At 35.7% G+C, this 20,325-nt stretch carries 9 protein-coding genes; 8 read left to right on the top strand and 1 reads right to left on the bottom strand.

What is annotated here, in order from left to right; genetic code table 11:
* Positions 1–352 precede the first annotated feature (352 nt).
* Positions 353–1,309: an RNA polymerase sigma factor, RpoD/SigA family gene (locus tag RIV7116_RS01905; RefSeq protein ID WP_044290714.1), complete on the top strand. Its 957-nt coding sequence runs from the start codon at positions 353–355 to the stop codon at positions 1,307–1,309.
* Between the two features lie 315 nt (positions 1,310–1,624).
* The gene (locus tag RIV7116_RS01900; protein ID WP_015116572.1) at positions 1,625–1,972 is read left to right on the top strand and encodes a DUF760 domain-containing protein; all 348 of its coding nucleotides are present in this window, start codon (positions 1,625–1,627) and stop codon (positions 1,970–1,972) included.
* Between the two features lie 330 nt (positions 1,973–2,302).
* Here RIV7116_RS01900 and hisD read toward each other — a convergent pair whose 3' ends face one another.
* A complete protein-coding gene (gene hisD, locus RIV7116_RS01895) occupies positions 2,303–3,604 on the bottom strand; it encodes a histidinol dehydrogenase (protein ID WP_044290713.1) in 1,302 nt (433 codons plus the stop codon).
* An 895-nt stretch (positions 3,605–4,499) separates the two neighbouring features.
* Between hisD and RIV7116_RS01890 the strand changes: the two genes are divergently transcribed.
* The 6 genes from RIV7116_RS01890 to RIV7116_RS01865 all read left to right on the top strand — a co-directional run bounded on the left by RIV7116_RS01890 (position 4,500) and on the right by RIV7116_RS01865 (position 20,282).
* A complete protein-coding gene (locus RIV7116_RS01890) occupies positions 4,500–6,899 on the top strand; it encodes a GH116 family glycosyl hydrolase (RefSeq protein ID WP_015116570.1) in 2,400 nt (799 codons plus the stop codon).
* An 883-nt stretch (positions 6,900–7,782) separates the two neighbouring features.
* On the top strand, positions 7,783–10,881 hold the full coding sequence (locus RIV7116_RS01885; RefSeq protein WP_015116569.1) for a peptidase domain-containing ABC transporter: 3,099 nt from the start codon (positions 7,783–7,785) through the stop codon (positions 10,879–10,881).
* A 1,024-nt stretch (positions 10,882–11,905) separates the two neighbouring features.
* Positions 11,906–12,580, top strand: coding sequence for a hypothetical protein (locus RIV7116_RS01880; RefSeq protein WP_015116568.1), 675 nt, complete (start codon positions 11,906–11,908; stop codon positions 12,578–12,580).
* Positions 12,581–12,765: 185 nt separating this feature from the next.
* Complete coding sequence (locus RIV7116_RS01875) at positions 12,766–13,236, top strand: HetP family heterocyst commitment protein (protein WP_015116567.1); 471 nt, start codon at positions 12,766–12,768, stop codon at positions 13,234–13,236.
* Between the two features lie 1,830 nt (positions 13,237–15,066).
* The gene (locus RIV7116_RS01870) at positions 15,067–15,813 is read left to right on the top strand and encodes a peptidylprolyl isomerase (protein ID WP_015116566.1); all 747 of its coding nucleotides are present in this window, start codon (positions 15,067–15,069) and stop codon (positions 15,811–15,813) included.
* 1,379 nt (positions 15,814–17,192) lie between these two features.
* A complete protein-coding gene (locus tag RIV7116_RS01865) occupies positions 17,193–20,282 on the top strand; it encodes a peptidase domain-containing ABC transporter (protein WP_015116565.1) in 3,090 nt (1,029 codons plus the stop codon).
* The last annotated feature ends 43 nt before the right edge of the window (positions 20,283–20,325 follow it).

The following is a 20,325-nucleotide window of genomic DNA, read 5'->3' as shown; positions in this document are numbered from 1 at the left end:
AAATTTTAAGTTTATTTGCCGGTAATACAGGCGACAATAGAAGATAGGATTTAGTGGTGGTCAAGATTTTTTCATAAATGTTACACTTATTCATAATATAAAATATAGATCAAATGTTTAATTGACTACCTTTTATCTAACTGTAGGTACTTGTAAAGCAAGTTCAGAAACTGCAAATATTAGCAATAAATAATTAAACTTAAAATTACTCATTATGCCGAGTTTCTAGGGTGCTGGAATTGTACTCTATAGAATCTGGGTTATCTAACTTTTTTGAGGTATGCCCGGTTTATGCATCTATCTAATTGTAAAGCGTCAATACTTATTTTCATTACCCTTTATGCCTAGCGCTATGAAGACCGCTCAGACACCTAAAGACCTCGTGCGGACTTATCTGCGTGAGATTGGTCGCGTACCACTTTTAACTCATGAGGAAGAAATACTTTTCGGTAAGCAGGTACATCGTGCAACAGTTTTGCAATCGCTCAAGGAATCCCTAACGAATGAATTCAATCGTCAACCAACCTTGGATGAGTGGGCAGAGCGCGCGAAGTTAGAACCCCAAGACTTAGAAGAAGCCATAGAAAAAGGCGAAGTTGCTAAACGCAAAATGGTAGAAGCCAATTTACGGCTTGTAGTTTCCGTTGCGAAAAAATATATTAAACGTAATGTTGATTTACTCGATCTGATTCAAGAAGGTAGTATCGGAATGCAACGGGGTGTAGAAAAGTTTGACCCCAGCAAAGGATATAGGTTTTCTACTTATGCTTATTGGTGGATTCGTCAGGCAATTACTCGTGCCATCGCTGAAAAAGGTCGCACAATCCGTCTACCGATTCATATTACTGAGAAACTGAATAAGATTAAGAAAGCGCAGCGTCAACTATCTCAAAGATTAGGTCGTGCTGCAACAATTTCTGAATTAGCACAAGAGTTGGATTTGACTCCCAAACAGGTACGAGAGTATTTAGAAAAGGCTCGCGTGCCATTGTCATTAGATTTACGTTTGGGAGACAATTATGATACAGAGCTTGGAGAAATGTTAGAAGATCCTAATGCTTCTCCAGAAGATTTTGTCATGCAGTCTTCTTTGTCCTACGAATTAGAGTCTTTGATAGCGGATCTAACTCCTCAGCAGCGACAGGTTATAACTCTGCGCTTTGGTTTGAATGATGGAAAAGCAATGACGCTTGTAAAAATAGGCGAACAGCTTAATATCAGCCGCGAGCGAGTACGCCAAATTGAGCGAGAAGCTTTAAATAAGCTCCGCAAAGCCAAAGGCGATATGAATGAATATTTAGCTAGTTAAAGTTAGAAAAGTGCAAAATTGAAACTAAGTTAAAGACAAAAAAATTCTATATCCAATTTTATCTGGCGAGGAAGTAAGGATTTTGAAAGAAAAATACTTACTTCCTTTTAATTTATTATCTATGATTTTATTAATAGGGTGAAAAAGTACCATTCCAGGGTACGGTTACACCTACTTCCAATCTATCGTTAGTTTGTTACATTAGGTGTACGCAGATAAAATATTGAGATTCAGGACTCTGTGAAGCATACAGCATAATATTTGCAAGTTTTATTTTATACATAAATACTAATCAAAAGAATAAGGAGTAAAAATATGAGCGATCCATCCAATCGGGCTTCAGATTTTTTTAATGGCGATTCTAAAACAGCTAACTTGTTATGGCAATATGTTAGCTCTTTAAGCCCTGAAGCAATCACTCAGCTATCTAAACCAGCTTCTCCTGAAGTCTTAGGGGTAATAGAGCGTAATATTATAGGACTTTTAGGCAGTTTGCCTTCAGATCATTTTAATGTAAATATAAATACTAATCGTGAAAACTTAGGTAAATTATTAGCATCAGCAATGATTAGCGGTTATTTTTTACGCAATGCCGAACAAAGGATGAACTTTGAAACTTCTTTGCAAGATATTGATGCTAACGAACAGAAGAATGACATTTAAATCTTAGCAAAAACTTAATATTGCCAAAGTATTGCCTACAAACTACTGTGCAGGCAAGAATGATACAAACGAGAGTGCGCCTATCGGAAGAAAACTTTCCTTTGTATTGTGATATATCAAATTATTTATCTTTTAGTCCTATGGTCTTGCTGCATTAAGCTATGAATTATATTTATTTACATTCTGTAGTAAATATCAAACCCTTGCAGAGACGTAGCAATGCTACGTCTCAAGCAATGTTTTATAGGGCTTTCGCTTAAGAGCGAAGAATAAAAAGCAAGAGGTGGACTTGCATAAAACACATTAAAACTAGTAAGACAGACTAATACCTTAACCTTCTGTTCGTATTCGCCGTCTTACCGATTCAGCGTGAGATGGTAAGCCTTCAGCAGTCGCTAGTATATCTATCGCGCCAGCAACTTTATCTAGTGCTGTTTGCGAGTACTGAATAATACTAGAGTGTTTTAAGAAAGTTTCAACTCCTAATGCTGAAGCATATCTAGCTGCACCAGAAGTAGGTAAAGTATGGTTGGGACCTGCTAAATAGTCTCCTACAGCTTCTGGGGTAGAATGACCTAAAAATATAGCTCCAGCATGAAGAATCAAAGGTAATAATGCCCAAGGATCGGATACTTCTAATTCTAAGTGTTCTGGAGCAAATTTGTTAGAAAATTGTGCGGCAACTTCTAAGGATTCTACGATTACCACCAAACCGTAATGAGCTATAGCTTTTTCCGTATTTAATCGCTTCGGGTGGTCAACTAATTGTCTTTCTAAGGCTACCTTTACATCCTTGGCTAAAGCAGCATCGGTAGTCAATAGTATAGCTGCTGCCATTGGATCGTGTTCTGCCTGAGCTAATAAATCTGTGGCAATGTGTATGGGATTTGCTGTTTCATCAGCAATAATTAAGACTTCGCTTGGTCCAGCTAGGGAGTCAATGCCGACAGTTCCGTAAACTAACTTTTTTGCTAAGGTTACGTAAACATTTCCAGGTCCAGTTATAACATCAACTTTGGGAATCGTTTGAGTTCCGTAAGCTAAAGCGCCGATTGCTTGCGCTCCGCCAATACGATAAATTTCTTCGATTCCGGCTTCTTTTGCAGCTACTAATACTGCCGGATTGATTCCCTTCTCACTTCCTGGCGGCGTAACCATAACTCGACGCGGGACTCCTGCTACTTTTGCTGGAATCCCGTTCATTAGTACGGTGCTAGGATATGAAGCTCGACCACCCGGTACATATAAACCCGCAGTATCTACAGGAGTATATCTTTTACCTAGAACTACTTCATCGTCACCGAAGTTGACCCAACTTTTAGGAACTCGCTGTCGATGAAATGCTTCAATCTTTGAACTAGCCAGTTTAATTCCTTCTAACAAATCCTTAGAAATATTTTTGTAAGCTTCATCGAATTCCGACTTGGTTACTCGTAATTCTTCAGCATTAAGGATTTGACGATCAAATTCGGCCGTGTAATGTAATACCGCTTTATCGCCTTGGCGCTTCACCGCTTGGAGTACTTCCCGCACCGTTGCTTCTTTGTGAAGCACCTGTTCGTCATTGGTGCGATCGCAGATACGTTGCAATTCTGCTATAACGTCTGCCTGCTGATTAATAATTCGCAGCATGGAGTAAGGACAATGCTTTCCTAGAGACAATTCGGGGATTTGAGGGATGGGAGTATTGCCCCTTGCCATGCCGTATTGCAGGCAAAGTACGCTAACTCTCTCCTCTAGATTAACCTGTATTTTTTTAATAGTCCCACAGTTAATCATGGGATAAAAAATAATTTAATTACTTAGCAACGCCAAGAGTCTTTATCCTACCTAGGCTGGGAGTGACTATGGCAATAGTAAGTTCTGTTTAATGGAGAAGAGATGCGATTTATGATAAATGCTTCCCTTGATTCTCTCTTGCTTTTACTTACTGCTAGTAATGGGGTCTGCACGTGTTTATACACTTTTATAACCCTCCGTTGTTAAAACTTTGTAAGGACTAAGTATAATTTTTGCTTATTTTCTAGTTTACTGACTACTATATTAAGGATATAGCACAGATACTATATCGCGAGCCTTAAGCCTCTACATTTACTTTACCGACACTATATTGAATTAATAGTTTTTGCTTATAATGAATATCTACTGCTTGTCACCTGGACTACACCCAAGTAGTTTAATTGCCGAACATATATAAGGCATAGATTGGATTACTTTTGTATATATGGTATTTAATTTTAACGCATTTCGAGATTGGAGCGCACGAGATTTTATATTTTGCATAAAATTTGCCTGTGGAGATACTCTTAAGAGTTAGTTTGTTGCCTCCAAACTTTGGCGCACCAAATTTTAGATTGTGGATGAATAATTAGCAGTTTGAGACGTTTCCTATTTGATTATTTCCTTCTTCCTGCTTCCTTCTTTGTAATTAATACGAATTAACTGCGACTGTACGATCTAGGACTTGAGAAAAATTGCACATCAGGTCATACTTCATTGTCGTAACTGAATGCTGTAAAAATTACACATGGAAAATCCGTCCTATAATGCAATTCCTGCTTGTGCTTGGAATCGTGCTATTGGTTTAGGCTGGGATAAACCCTACACGGTTCGCAAAGCTAGTAATATTGATGATGGTCCTTGGCAGGGAATGCCCCTCGGTGGTTTTGGCGCTGGTTGTATCGGTCGTTCTTCACGAGGAGATTTTAATCTTTGGCATATTGATGGCGGGGAACATACTTTTGGGAATATTCCTGCGTGTCAGTTTAGCTTGTTTGAAAGTAGCAGCAATAGAAATGTTGCTTATGCATTATCTACAGAACCAAGTAATGATTCTACTTTATCGGCTTGGGAATGGTATCCTTCCCGATCCAAAGGTGATTCTAGTGGAACTTATCACGCGCTATATCCCCGTAGTTGGTTTGTATATGAAAATGTGTTTCAATCGAGGTTAAGTTGCGAGCAATTTTCGCCGATTTGGGCTGACAATTACCAAGAATCTAGCTATCCGGTAGCAATATTTCTGTGGAATGCTAGCAATCCAACTTCAGAGCCAGTTACTTTAAGTATTATGTTGACTTGGCAAAATATGGTGGGATGGTTTACCAATACACTCAAGTCTCCTGAAGTCGAAATGCGGGATGATGGTAGTCCTGTTTATGACTATCAACCCAATTTAGGTGAAAGTAAAGGTAATTTTAATCGGTTAGTTACAAATTCTGAATACATTGGTTGTGTATTAGATAAAATAGGTACCGCAGAACCTATAGAAGGGGAAGGTTCCTGGTGCATTGCAACTGCTAAACATCCAAAAGTTGAAATATTTCATCATAATAGATGGAATCCAACTAGTACTGGTGAAGATATTTGGCGAAGTTTTGCTAAAACCGGTTCTTTAGCTAATATTTCCGATGAAACCCCCGCAATTTCAAACGAGCAAGTTGGGGCAGCGATTGCGGTACGTTTTACTCTTCAACCAGGAGAAAGTTTACAGATACCTTTTGCTGTTGCTTGGGATTTTCCTATCACTGAGTTTGTATCTGGTGTTACATATAAGCGCAGATATACGGATTTTTTTGGCGATAATGGTAAGAATGCTTGGAATATTGCCACCACTGCTCTAGAAGAGTATCAAAATTGGCTAAGCCAAGTTCAAGCTTGGCAACAACCAATTGTTGAGCGTCCAGATTTGCCTGACTGGTTCAAAATGGCTTTGTTTAACGAACTTTACGATCTCACGGCTGGTGGTACTTTATGGAGCGCGGCTTCAAAACGAGATCCTATAGGTCAATTTGCAGTACTTGAATGTTTGGACTATCGCTGGTACGAAAGTTTGGACGTGAGGCTTTATGGTTCCTTCGGCTTGCTAAATTTGTTTCCTGAATTAGAAAAAGCAGTAATGCGCGCCTTTGCAAGAGCAATTCCCGAGAGTGATGAAAAAACTCGTGTCATTGGTTACTACTATACTATTGGAGCAGAAAGTCCTTTAGCTGTACGTAAAGCTGCCGGTGCAACCCCTCACGACTTAGGCGCGCCCAACGAACACGTTTGGGAAAAAACTAATTACACCAGCTATCAAGATTGCAACCAATGGAAAGATTTGGGTTGTGATTTTGTGCTACAAGTTTATCGAGATTTTATTTTTACAGGTAGTAATGATATTGAATTTCTTGCAGATTGTTGGAATGCCATTGTTGAAACTTTAAACTACCTCAAAGCATTTGATAAAGATGGCGACGGTATTCCAGAAAATTCCGGTGCCCCCGATCAAACTTTTGATGACTGGCGGTTGCTGGGTGTAAGTGCTTATTGTGGCGGACTATGGTTGGCAGCCCTAGAAGCAGCGATCGCCATCGCTGAAGTTTTATCAAGCAAGCAAGTGCAAGTCGAAAACTTAGCGGCGCAAAAATCTATTTACGAAGGTTGGCTAGAAAAATCTCGTCCCGTTTACCAAGAAAAACTATGGAACGGTAAATTCTATCGTCTCGATAGTGAAAGCGGTTCTGATGTGGTTATGGCAGATCAATTATGCGGACAATTCTACGCTCGGTTATTAAAGCTACCGGATATTGTACCTCCAGAATGCACTATGTCGGCTTTAAATTCGGTTTACGATGCTTGTTTTCTCAAATTTAATCAAGGCAAACTGGGTGCTGCGAATGGTTTGCGTCTTGATGGTTCTCCCGAAAATCCCGATGCAACTCATCCGTTGGAAGTGTGGACGGGAATTAACTTTGGAATCGCTGCTTTTCTAGTGCAAATGGGAATGAAATCGGAAGCATTCAAGCTAACAGAGGCTGTAGTAAATCAAATTTACGAACACGGCTTACAGTTCCGGACTCCTGAAGCTATTACTGCTACTAGAAATTTCCGCGCTTGTGTTTATCTTAGAGCGATGGCTATTTGGGCGATTTATTTAGTAATTTGATAGATTCTCAAGAGGTAAGAGGCTATGAAGGGCGTAAGTCATGAGTTGAAGTAGAAGCAATTTTTGACCTATCACTGATTACCGACATACTCCTAAAAAAATGGGCAGGCTTTTAAAAAAGCCCTCGTTTTAAAACATAGGGACTCGTCCGTTCTGGGTCTGGAAGATCCAGAACGGGAAGCCTGCCCATTTTTTTACAGAGGAATTGTGACCTTTGACCTATTCAATGGTAGTTCGGCAATCCCAATTATTGATATTTAAGCTATTTTTTAAAGTCAAAAAAATAAAATTTATATTTTTAAAATGCAAATCTTATTAGCTCTAATTATAATCACAGCTAATAACACTTGAATATATGTTCGCAATGAACAAGTTTCGCAAGCAGAAATCAAATTATTTAAAAAAATTATAAAAAAAAAGGATAATATCAGCGCTTTTCTCAAAAAACTTGATGCTAAAAGTATCTGATTATAAATTATCTACTAATGAGAAGTTGTACTTAAAAATACATAATCATTTACTTGAAACAATGAACACTAATTAAAGTAGAAGTAAAACTTCGATAAAGTATAAGATGTTTATTGACGATAGGGGCAAAAATTTAATAACAATGCATTTAATGGTAATTAATGCTCTACTAGGATAGTAAATTGCGTTTGGCTAAAGAAATGTTTTATTTCAAACTTGCAATGTACGAAAAGCCACTAAGAATTGATAAAGATAAAACAAGTAAATAATTAGTATTTATTAATACGGGTGTAGAGAGCAAATTCAGTGGTTAGCATTAGTATAAAACATTATTGAGGCTTTTTGAAGCTCTTTTAAACTACTTCTTCAAAATTTGACTATTGTTAATAAAATTACTTTATTTAGAGATTAAAAGATGGACTTGCACCCAAGATTGGGAGTTCAGAAATCGGATAATGATACAAAAAATACTCCCTCAACCGTTGTTTCCGAAGCTATTTACCAGCTTTGGAAGCGAGTTATTGGAGATACTGACTGCCCATCTGAGTTTCAAGAAGCTTGGATAGCCCGTGAGTTTGAATTAGGTGATGAACTAACTCAGTACAATTGCTTTGGTGATTCAACTGTTGAGGGTGGTGTTGTTTACTTACTTTATCAAGGTCAAATCCGCTTGCTAGCCTTGGATGCATCCTTGGCAAAGGAAGTATCAATTCAACTGCTTCATCCAAACCAAATTTTTGGAGGGGATAATATATTTTGCAGTCAGTATCAAGAGTATAAAGCTATCGCATCTACTCCTGGGATGCTTTTTGAAATTTCTGTAAGGGAACTTGATGTTTGGTTGCGGCGTTACCCTGCTTTATCGGATTATTTTTCACAAGAAAGTCAATCACTTCAGAAGTTGATTTTTTTCAAAACTCTTACAGAATTTCGCTCGCAAAATACTGTTAATTTACAAAAAATACTTCCTTATTTTGTCAGCACTAAAATTGATGCAGGCTGTAGTTTGATGGCTAAATCCTTCTCTGAAGGTTATTTTTGGCTTGCTAGTGGAGAAATTGACAGCATTTCGGGAAAAAATCGCCCACCGAAAGTAGGAGAAAGCTGGGAACATCCCCATACAATTCAATCGGATTTTGTATCTCGAACTAATCTATTGCTTTTTTATCTACCCAAACAATATTTTGATTTAGTTAAGACGATTGTACCGGATTTCAAAAGCGCTGATAACGGTTCAGATATTCAGAAAAATGACGAGATTGAATCGAAAAACCCCCAACCGGAAGTCCCCGAGTCCAGCGATGGCATTTTTGCATTGGGAAATCAACATCCTCCGCGAAGCTGGTTTAAAATTTACCCTTTCATTCAACAACAAAATTCGTCAGATTGCGGTGCGGCAAGTTTGGCAATGATTAATAAATACTGGGGTAAACGTTTTAGTATAAATAGTCTGCGTTCTATTGCACACATCGATTATATGGGTGCAGAGTTGAACGATTTAGCTAATGCTGCTGAATACTTAGGATATCAGGCTTTAGCAGTAAGAGGTTCGTTAAATCAATTAAAGTCGCAAACATCACCTTGGATAGCTCATTACCAGGGAAATCACTATATAGTTGTATGGCAAATTAAAGAAAAATCTGTATTAATTTCAGATCCAGCTATAGGTAAAAAATGGATTTCCTGTAAGGAATTTGAAGCCAGTTTTACGGGATATGCCGTACTTTTGTCTCCAACAAAGATTTTTTACAAAAAGAAGAATGAACCTATTAGTTTTAAAAGATTTTATTGCTTTTTCAGAGATAATCTTCTTCTGCTGGCAAAAATTGTAATTTTGTCAATATTATTGCCATTTTTCGGCATAGTTCCGGCAATACTAGCTCAAACTGTAATAGATGCGTTTATCGCTGGCTCTGGCTTAGATTCGATCAATATTTTTGCTTTCGGTTTTATTGTATTTGGGTTTGGAAGTATTGCTTTAACCGCAGTGCGTCAGTACTTCCTAGACTATTTGTCCAATCGCTTAGATCGAACTTTAACCGGCGATTTTATTGCTCGTACCTTGGAATTACCATTATCTTTCTTTGCATCCCGTAGAGTAGGGGATATTCTGTGCCAAATTCAAGAAAATCCGAAAATTCATCGCTTTTTAACCCGTAAAGCTATAACTACAATTTTGGATGGGTTGATGACGGTTGCTTACTTTGGGCTAATGGCTTATTACAGTTGGCAACTTACTTTGATTGTGATGAGTTTTATTCTAGCAACCATCTTTCTCTTGGTATTTTTGGGCTTATTTATCAAAAAAATCGAGCATCAATATTCTTTTGATTTTAAAGTACAAAACTCCGCGATGGTAGAAATGATAACCGGCATAACTACAATCAAAACTGAAAATGCCGAAAATTCTTTGTTAAGGCGCTGGGAAGAATATTTCACTAGGATGATAAAAACGCGCCAACAAGGTCGAAACTTAACCAATTGTCTACAGTTTGTAAGTAGTTTGATTCATCACCTCGGCAATACCGCCGTATTGTATTGGGGCATCAAAATGACGATAAATTCTCAAATCTCGATAGGTGAATTTATTGCTTTCAACATGCTTGTTGGTAATGCGGTAAACCCAATATTGGCGTTAGTAAACCTACGGGATGAATTTTCTGAAACAGTCACCTCTATTGAAAAGCTCGATGATGTTTTAGCTACTGAGCGAGCAGACAAGGAACAAAAAGCTTTAACCGGGCTACCTGCTATTCGCGGCGAAGTGTATTTTGAAAATGTCAGTTTTACCGAATTAGCTACAAACAAACCATTATCACAAGCAAAGAATATTTTACAAAATATTTCTTTTCGCGTTAAAGCGGGACAAACTATCGGTATCGTCGGAGGTAATGCTTCGACGAAAAGTACGATTATTAAATTGCTTAGTGGCTTGTACCATCCGGATAAAGGGCGCATTCTGATTGATGGACATGACATTCACAGAGTTTCTTCTTATTCTCTAAATCGTCAATTAGCAGTGATACCGCCGGAATTATTCCTGTTTTCGGGAAGTATCTTAGAAAATATCACTTTATACAATCGAGAATTTTCTCTCGAACAGGCTCAAGTTGCGGCAAAAATTGCAGGAGCGCACGCTTTTATCGAATCCCTACCTTTAGGCTATAGCACCATTGTAGGAGAAGGAGAAAACATACTCCCGAGGTTACAAGTGCAAAAAATCGCTATTGCTAGAGGCTTAGTCAAAAATCCACGTATTTTAATTTTTGATGAAGCTAATAACTGTGTCGATGCAGCTTTAGAGTATCAGTTTCGACAAAATTTAGCTCATCTTAATCGTGCTTTGATTAATACTTCCGAAGGGCTTCGCACTACTTTTATATTTACCCAAAATCCCAGTAGTATCAAAAATGCCGATACTATTGTGGTTCTTGACCGAGGTCTTTTAGCAGACCAAGGTACTCATGAAGAATTAATGGTAAGAAGTATGATTTATTCAAACTTAATACAATAACAATTAGATATGCAATCTCACTTATATCCATCATTGGGTTTTAACAGCAACTGCAAATAATTCGCAAATATTTTTGCGAGTATGCCAGCTATAAAAATTATTTTTGTTTATTCACTATATAAATTAAACTCAATAAAAATAAAGTCTATATACTTCTCTAATTAGATCTTGGTAGCGAGTGTTTTATTTGCTTGCATATATTTTTACATTCAAGTTAATTAAAATACAGATAAACTGTATTCAATGCAACTATTTTTTCAATAAAATTAGCATCAAATAAAATTAACTTTACTATAACTTAAAAAAACTTTTTCCATAATTTATTTGAGTAAAGCCTTTACATATTAAGGGTTTTAACCAATTATTACTAATACAATAATTTAGAGATAGCTTTAAAAATATTTTACTTAAATAAATAGTCGTTAAGGCTTAAAATGCTATGTATATTCGCCAATTCTCAAAGGTCTTATATGAAAACAAATTGAAACTAAAAATAAATTTTATTGCAATAAAAATTTATTGGTAGGGGGTCTTACCCCTCACAAAATGACAATTAAAGGACAAAACTTAAAGTTGCACAATACTTAAGTATTCGTATAATTATATTAAGTAGATTTAATGCAAGAAAGCATTTTATTCGACAGATGACATTTAAGACAAAAAATAGTATAAGTACTAATGTTGTTATCAACGATTAAAGATGAAGAACTTTTATTTGCTATACTAAAAATAAGAAATTTCACATAAATACTCCTAAAATTAGATAGTTTCTATTTATACGAAATGTTATCAGGGCAAAGTGATTGAGTTAGGAGTTTGGGGAATTAAACGTTTATATAAATTGCTTCTACCGAGTACTAAAGGTCAATCTTTTTTACCTGTCATATCAAATGACCTTGGGTAGATTTATTAAGGATATTAGTACTCTTACCAACTTACTGTCACCGTAATTTTTATATTTTGGCAGCCGAAACTATTCTTCCCTCAAGTAGGAAAGTTAGGTTTTTGGTCAAAGGTTTAATTAATGGAAAGGATCGTCAGGTTAAATGCAGTCGAAAATCTATGGGCAACAGGTATTTCAGGGATGAACGAGCATAGTTTGCATCCCAACAAAGGTTTATTTTCCCAGAAGTTAAAAATATCCGGGGTTAATTTCATCACCTTAGTTTTTCTAAACGCGCTAAACAAAATTAATGCTAATAGCTTATTCACACTTAAGATAGCCCCTTCAAATCTAAGATTCTTAGGTGTATTGTTGCGGGCATTATTAAATAAGTCTTTGGAAGTAGTTTCTTCTTCAGTCTTATCGGTTAGCATGAATTTTGAGATAATTTCTGTGATGAAAAGAAAAGCAAAAGAAATTAGACAAATTACTTGCCTTTTCACAAAAACACAATTGTGCTTGGTAAAAGTCCCAAATCTTATAGAGCCGGAATTTTTGGTAGAACAAAGCCGATATGGGGTTAAAAAAGCTTTCTACGATAACACAGCTGTATTACCAATCAGTTGGTCATTTTCCTGGCTTCTAACGATTTTCAACCAAGTAAACAAAGTTAAAATACCGCTTACACTTTTAACCGATCGAGTTTGTCAGTTGATGCATGAAAAAGTAGCTTCTACCTATGAGGATACGCAATTTAGGGAAGAAAAATTAGCTGAGGCTTTTACAGTGAAATTGCGATGGTCGAGGGTAAGGTAATTACTTAGATGAAAAGAGACAATCAAACTGTTTTATTCAAAATAAATAATACAGTTGGTGTATTAATTGAAAATAACTACCTAATTGTTCGGATGCTTCTTTAAAAAATGTAAAACTGTTTCCAATTTTCTCACACAAATAGACGTATAGAGGCTTTCGCGAATTTATTCTAGATAAACAACACCATGAATCAAGAGCCAATAGGTATTAGTAGTAGTTTAGATAAGACAATACATTCAGAACAATTCGACCAAGTCGTTGAAGCAATTCTAGCAGGCAAGTATTCTTGGGCTTGTGTTTTAATGCTTCGCTTTGCTGGCTACAACCCTCTACATTACATTCCCTACCGCACTTACAACAGGTTAATTAAAGAACATTCTCCAAAAAAATCAAAGCCACAGCAAAATGAAAATATAAAAATAGCCAAGCAGGGTTCAAGGCAAAGAAAAGATCGCAATATGTCACCAAGTTGTCTAAATAAAATTAAAGACTTGGCTTATCTAGAGGTTGTTGGCAAACAAAAAACAGAAATTCGTGGCGGGGCTAATGTTGACAAATGGTTAGAAATCCAAGTCCGCGAATATCAATCAATGAAGCCCGATTTTAAGCAGGAAGAAAATCAAGGTCTTCCACTGAATTTTTACAAGTTCAATTAAAAATTAAGTCATCTTGAGAAAAGGCGCTCGCTATTCTCAACTATTGTTAATAACCTGTCATCATTATATACATTTGTATGACAGGTTTTAATTATTACTCACTAAAATAGTTCGAGTGTAATGCATTTGATCATATAAACTCTTTAGAGTTTGTTTTTGTTTGTGGTTTGTTTTTATTTTTTGTAGGTTCTATATTATAGCATCTATTTTTTTAAATTTAAATCCGGAATATCAAGATATGAAGAAAAAATTTATTTTAAGCTGTCTATAAGGATATTAATCAACTAGCGTAATATTGCAATTACAGCGAAGGAAGAGGGAAGAAGGAAGAAGGTTGAAATTCCAATGGAGATTAAACCCCAACGTAATTCTTCCACCGTATGAAGGTGGGAAATTCCACTCACATGTTTAAGTTCAAATATTCATCAGTTGACTGTTTCAATTGATTTGCAAAATATTATTATTTCTGCTGAAGATTATAGTTGTATAAATTTTATCTGTGAATACAAATCTATGAATTGTATGCTATTAATATTTTTTATCTGATAATAATTTATCTAGATAAACATAGATTTGCGACACTTAGACAGGACTTACGCAATTGTCATAAGGCTTGGGTTGGTGCGTGACAGGAAAACCTTATTATTGCGTTCAGAATCAATCAGTGTACTAGCAACGGCAATAAAGGGGGAAGAAAATCTACACCCCTTTTTGCCTCCCCTACAAGCAAAATGTGCCAGTTGCGGCCATTCCTATTAGACTTATCATGAGGGCTTAATCAGCTTATTTCTATATAGCTTTTTCCGTAAGCAATATAATTATTAAACTATGATTAAATTTGATATATATTCACAATTATTTTAAATAAATATGCCAGTATGGCATACTTATTTATCTTCCATACATTAAATTATAAATAGCAGCAATAAAAAAGATTGAATAAAAAGTTTATCTGTGAGGTAAAAGATAATGTTTAGCTACTGATGAAATTAATAAATTTGATTGAGCAGGCAATCTTATAATGGGGCATGTAATTTATTGGCTAAACAGTTATTTTATCGTTACTAATGGTGGTTCTTTTTTCAATAAAGGTTAAACTAATAAATTAAAATGGTGAATTCCACCAATGTAATTTATTTAAGCTTTTACTTCTCCCAAAAACATAAAAGCTATTATAGTATTTCCTTTAATAAGAGCTAACAAGATTTACAACCTTTTAGCCAGGATGAAAAATGAATAAGTCACGATAAAAACTTTTATTGCTGATATATTTATATGTATATAGTCAATGGAAGCTATAAATCGTAAGTAATTCCAATAATTTGGATAGATTATTTTTCTTCAAATGTACACATAACTAAAACTCTCAATTGCTGGAAGCCAATATAAATTGTTGGCTTCCATTTTTTTATGTGTTATTTACATATTTGATTGATTCTTAGTTCTTTAATACCCTATGCATTAATAAACTTTTCCGTATTTTCTACAATTGATATTTTTTATTTTTGAGATACAAACTTGAGAGAAGGTATTTATAACAGTAATCAATTTAGTGCTATATACAAAAAAACCTAAAATGAAGCATTTCATACAGAATATCCAGCTATTGCCAGTTAGTCTATTATTTTTTAAGAATCGTATTTGTAATAAAAGCGATTTTATTATTATTTACAGTCTCTAAATGCCAGGGTAATATTACGTAAATATTATAATTGTTCACTAAAATTGTATCATCCCGAATAAATTATTACGTAAATTAATTTAGTTATAAACTGAAGGGATTATAAACATAATTAACCTATACAATAACGTTTATTCCATAATCAACCCATGAATCATCAGTTAAAAATAGCTATGGAGCCGAACGAAATTATTAACTTTCTCAAGAGAGATATAAAATTAAAAGAAATATGTACCAAAATTTTATATCAAAGAATAATTGAAAAAACAGCACAACAAAAATGTATAGATATTACAACAGAAGAAATTGAGATTGAAGCAAACCGTCAGCGTAGAGAAAAGCGTCTAGAAAAAGCTAGCGACACAATTAGATGGCTAGAGCAACAAATGTTAGCTCCTTTAGACTGGGAAGTCGGAATTCGCTATCGTTTGCTCAAACAAAAGCTAGCTTTGCTACTATTCGGTGAAGAAGTAGAAGAATTTTTTATTCAAAACCGTTCCGAGTTTGAACAAGTCATTTTGTATCAATTTGTTGTAAACAATGAAAAATTGGCTCAGGAATTGTACTATCAGATTGAAGAAAGTGAGATTAGTTTTTACGAAGCAGCTCGCCTTCATGATATCAATGAGAATCGTCGATATAAATGTGGGTACGAAGGGAAAGTTTACCGGTGGGCTGTTACACCAGAAATAGCACCTTTGGTGTTTAGTACTTCTCCAAAACAGTTAGTCGGCCCAATCAAAACTGACAATGGCTATCATCTGTTTATGGTTGATGACTATATACCAGCAGAACTAACTCCCGAACGATACCAAGATATTCTTAATAATATGTTTCAACAATGGTTAGATGCCGCAGTTGACTGTATGTATTGCAATTTTGAGCTAAGTACATAAGAAAGTAATGGTAAATTTTTTTGTATTTATATTGATATTTTTATAGACAAGCAATTTTGAAGCTACCGATCAACCTGCCACGGAAAGCAAATTATATCTCGTGAGTAGGATTCATATATAACGCTTGAAATAGCTTATAGGGTGTTTGAAAAGTAATACAATACAACTCGAAACTTTTAATATCCCCCAGATCGCTTCTAAACAGCCCAATTTTCATATGCTAAAAAGAAGAATAATCTAATAATTAGATATCCACTTTTCAAAGCTATAACCCTTTCTGTTATGAACATTCTGTAAAGATTTTGATTTACTTGCTAAAAAGCGTTGACAATAAATCAGTAAATATACTATTAAAGAAGATATGAACAGCAATTAGATTCATGTCTAAACAATCATTATGGCTGTGGATTAGATTTATCTTCAATATAATTTTATATAGATAAATCTTTGTAGATAGTAGAACCACTAGTGTCGAGTTAGTGCAATAATGAAAAATGTGTTCCGGTAATGCCTCTCATTATTATTGTTAGTTTTATTAAAACTAAATAGTTTAAATAATTTAATTTAGCTTAACTTTAATTAATTTCTAAGAGTAAGTGAAAAAGGCTAGATAAAATTTACTAACATTCCTGAATCTAGATTTTAAGCAACCTTGCTAATAACAATCATTAATTTTCCGTATAGTTATTAGTAAAAAACAGTAAATATACAGTTTGTTTTTATATCTGCTGAAAAAGTAGATTTAACCTTTGATGATAATTTCAAATAAATTAAAGTATCTAATTTTATAGTCTGTTTTTTACAATACGGAGTCAAAATTAATCAGATTTTTTACCTACTATCTAAATCTTTAACTCGTTCTAATAAGATGTTTGAACAGTATTATGTTTTACTCAAAATATTGCCAAAATCACCTCTTTGCTTCGTTTATGCATGAGAACTGGGATTTTAAAGTACTTGTCTGCTTTGATGATACTTTTCGACAAAACGCTCTGCGTTAGTTAAGAGAGTCAGTAAGTATATTTATTGAATGAAAACCCTTTCATAAACAAATTCAGGTATGTATTTTTTGAATATCAAACGCAAATAAATACTCATTTTGTATTTAAAAGTTATTTATGAAGAATTATGCGATTTGAGCAGACAGTACTTATATAGGATGGTATCTAAATTAAGTATTCATGTTTGAAGTTTTGAAGCTTAGGTTAATAATTTGAGTAAAACGGGTATTTACATATCAGCTAAAAACAATCTAAAATCGCCTAACAAAATACCAATACTAATTTACTCTAGATTTTCACAGCACACATTTTTTAACCAATTAATAAAAAAGACGAATCTTTTAATTATTGTAACCACGCATAAATTTAGGTAAAGCAGTGTTTTTACAAGCAAATATAAGTGAAAAAATCACCTCTGTTTTAGGTGAATATATCTCTACCGAAGAACTGCAAAGTTGCTTAGAAGCAGCAGAAATTATAGAAGTGCCTGCTGCAAAGCTGTTTTGGCAACTTACAGAAGCTACAAAAGGACTTTATATAGTTCTTGAGGGGAAGATTAGACTTTTAGATTATTCTGAAAACTTAATTACAACCCTATCAGGAGGAGCTTCTTTTGGTGAAGCTACTTTATTTGAAGAACAAGAGTTTATCCATTATGCTGTTAGAGCATCTCATAACTTAAAACTTGGTTTTCTCAAGCAAGAGACTTTACAGCATCTGATAGACAAGTATCCTATAATTCGTCAAAAATTATTAATAACAGCAGAAAACTGGGATTTGATACTTTTATGTTTAACAAATTCTAATTTTCCTCACCATTCTTCCCAAGTACCGGGTTTAATGGAGGCTTTATCGCTTTTTGAAAAGCATTCATTACAGGTATCTGAAAAAATAGCCGCTCCGAAAGATTGTTTGTTGTGGCTGCTCCATCGAGGTGAAATACGAAATTCCGATGGCGATACTTTAAGGCTAGGTCAAATATATGCTTATAACAAACAAGATAAGTTGAAAGTAGAGCAACCAACCATTGCTTATTTTCTCGATCGAGCCAATTTACAAACAGCCCTAGAACATTGTCCTGAATTAGCAGAATTTATTAATGGTGAAAGTGAGATTTCCCATAAAATTGCTTTAGATCGTCAGCCACCTCGGAGAAGGTCTTCATTAGAACCTCTGCACTCTAATAATAAAATAATTCCCTTTCCAGGTGCAAATAAACAAGCAGAAGCGAATAATAAAGCAAGTAAGAAAAAAGCATCACGTATATATTTTCCCAGCCCAAAGGTAAAAATAGGTCACTGGTGGGGACACTTAACAAAGCGGTACCCTTATTATGCACAACAGAGTGCCTCCGATTGTGGTGCAGCTTGCTTGGTAATGATTGGTCGTTACTGGGGTAAACATTTTAGCGTAAGTCGTTTGCGAGATATTACAAATGCAGGACGCAGTGGTGCATCTTTACGCGCTCTAGCATCCGCAGCAGAAAGTGTTGGCTTCGCGACTCGTCCGGTGAAAGCTACCTTAGAAAAATTTGCCGAACAATCTTTTCCTGCAATCGCTCATTGGGAAGGCAATCACTTTATCGTTGTTTATCGAGTTACAAGCACTCATGTAATAGTAGGCGATCCAGCCCGAGGTCAATGCACTCTGACGCGCAAAGAATTCAATGCTGGTTGGAGTGGCTACGCGTTGTTACTGCAAGCAACATCCTTACTCAAGGATGCCGAAAATCAAGATGTTGGTTTATGGAAGTTTTTTGAGTTAGTTAAACCTCACTATAAAGTCTTGATAGAAGTATTTATTGCTTCGGTAATAATGCAGCTATTTGGACTAGTAACGCCTATTTTCACTCAGTTGTTGCTTGATAGAGTCTTGGTGCAGCGAAGTATTCCGACTCTGAATGCCGTTGGTGTTGGGATGATTGTTTTTGGTTTGTTCAGCATTGCCATGAACGGGGTGCGATCTTATCTTCTCACCCACACCGCTAACCGTATTAGCGTCTCCCTGTTAGTAGGCTTTATCAAACATACTTTCCGATTACCTCTTTCCTACTTTGAATCCCGTTATGTAGGGGATATTATCTCGCGTATCAAAGAAAACCAGAAAATTCAAAGTTTTCTGACAGGACAAACCCTGTCAATTGTGCTGGATATGCTGACGTTGGTTGTTTATCTCACCCTGATGTTTTCCTATAGTTGGAAAATGGCGTTGTTTGTACTGATTACCGTGCCGCCATTTTTCATTTTGGCTTTAGCGAGTACGGGTATTCTACGGCGTATTTCCAGAGAAATTTTTAATGCAGGTGCTGAAGAAAGTAGTTACATTATCGAGTCATTAACGGGAATTCGCACTGTGCGATCGCTTGCAATTGAACAGACAGTAAGATGGCGATGGGAAGAGTTATTAAACAATCGGGTCAAAAAGTCTTTCAATGCTAAGGTAATTGGGATTCGTCTCAACATGCTTAGTAGCGCCATTCAAACCTTTACAAGCACCGGACTAATGTGGTTTGGAGCATGGCAGGTTATTCAAGGGGAACTTACTGTTGGTCAATTGGTCGCATTTAATATGTTAGTAGGTAAGGTGTTGGGTCCTTTTCAAAGATTTTCCCAATTGTGGAATCAATTTCAGGAGATTATTATTTCTACAGAACGACTTAATGATGTTCTAGAAGCAGAACCTGAAGAAGACTTACAAAATAAACCTCGGAAGTCTTTGGATAGACTTAACGGTCACATTAGATTTGATAATGTTACCTTTCGCTATCATGCCGAAAGTAAAGCTAATATACTAGAGAATATAAGTTTTGAGATTAAGCCCGATCAAATGGTAGCCTTGGTAGGGCGTAGTGGTTCGGGTAAAACAACTCTTTCCAAACTGATTTTAGGTTTATATCCACCGACAGACGGAAAAGTACTCATTGATAATCAGGACATTAACGGTATTGCTTTACAGTCGCTGCGTTCTCAAGTGGGTGTAGTAGACCAAGACACCTTTTTGTTTGGTGGAACTATCCGCGAAAATATTGCCATCGCTCACCCAGAAGCGACTCTTGATGAGGTTATTCAAGCCGCACAATTAGCAGGAGCAGATGAATTTATTCGACTCTTGCCATTAGGTTATGAAACCCATATCGGTGAAGGAGGTGGGCTACTTTCGGGGGGGCAACGCCAACGTCTGGCAATTGCCCGTGCATTACTGGGTAACCCCCGCTTATTGTTATTTGATGAAGCTACCAGTCACCTGGATACGGAATCTGAGCGTATAATTCAAAACAATCTGAGGACAATTCTCAAAGGCAGAACAAGTGTAATTATCGCTCACCGTTTATCTACAGTGCGTAACGCAGACTTAATTATGGTAATGGATAAGGGCGTGTTAGTAGAAAGCGGCTCGCATGACGAATTAATTGCCCTAAAAGGTCATTATTATTACCTCAATCAACAACAATTAGCACAAGCAGGTTAATAGTAAATTTAGGAGTTAGAAACTAAGTCTAAAACATTTTTAA

Origin of the sequence: Rivularia sp. PCC 7116, from assembly GCF_000316665.1 — a bacterium.
Classification (GTDB): domain Bacteria; phylum Cyanobacteriota; class Cyanobacteriia; order Cyanobacteriales; family Nostocaceae; genus Rivularia.
This window is presented reverse-complemented; position numbering and strand designations above follow the sequence as displayed.

Bases quoted from the DNA above. Each gene is read 5' to 3' on its own strand.
- RIV7116_RS01905 (WP_044290714.1), top strand. From the start codon at position 353: ATGAAGACCGCTCAGACACCTAAAGACCTCGTGCGGACTTATCTGCGT.
- RIV7116_RS01900 (WP_015116572.1), top strand. From the start codon at position 1,625: ATGAGCGATCCATCCAATCGGGCTTCAGATTTTTTTAATGGCGATTCT.
- hisD (WP_044290713.1), bottom strand. From the start codon at position 3,604: ATGCTGCGAATTATTAATCAGCAGGCAGACGTTATAGCAGAATTGCAA.
- RIV7116_RS01890 (WP_015116570.1), top strand. From the start codon at position 4,500: ATGGAAAATCCGTCCTATAATGCAATTCCTGCTTGTGCTTGGAATCGT.
- RIV7116_RS01885 (WP_015116569.1), top strand. From the start codon at position 7,783: ATGGACTTGCACCCAAGATTGGGAGTTCAGAAATCGGATAATGATACA.
- RIV7116_RS01880 (WP_015116568.1), top strand. From the start codon at position 11,906: ATGGAAAGGATCGTCAGGTTAAATGCAGTCGAAAATCTATGGGCAACA.
- RIV7116_RS01875 (WP_015116567.1), top strand. From the start codon at position 12,766: ATGAATCAAGAGCCAATAGGTATTAGTAGTAGTTTAGATAAGACAATA.
- RIV7116_RS01870 (WP_015116566.1), top strand. From the start codon at position 15,067: ATGAATCATCAGTTAAAAATAGCTATGGAGCCGAACGAAATTATTAAC.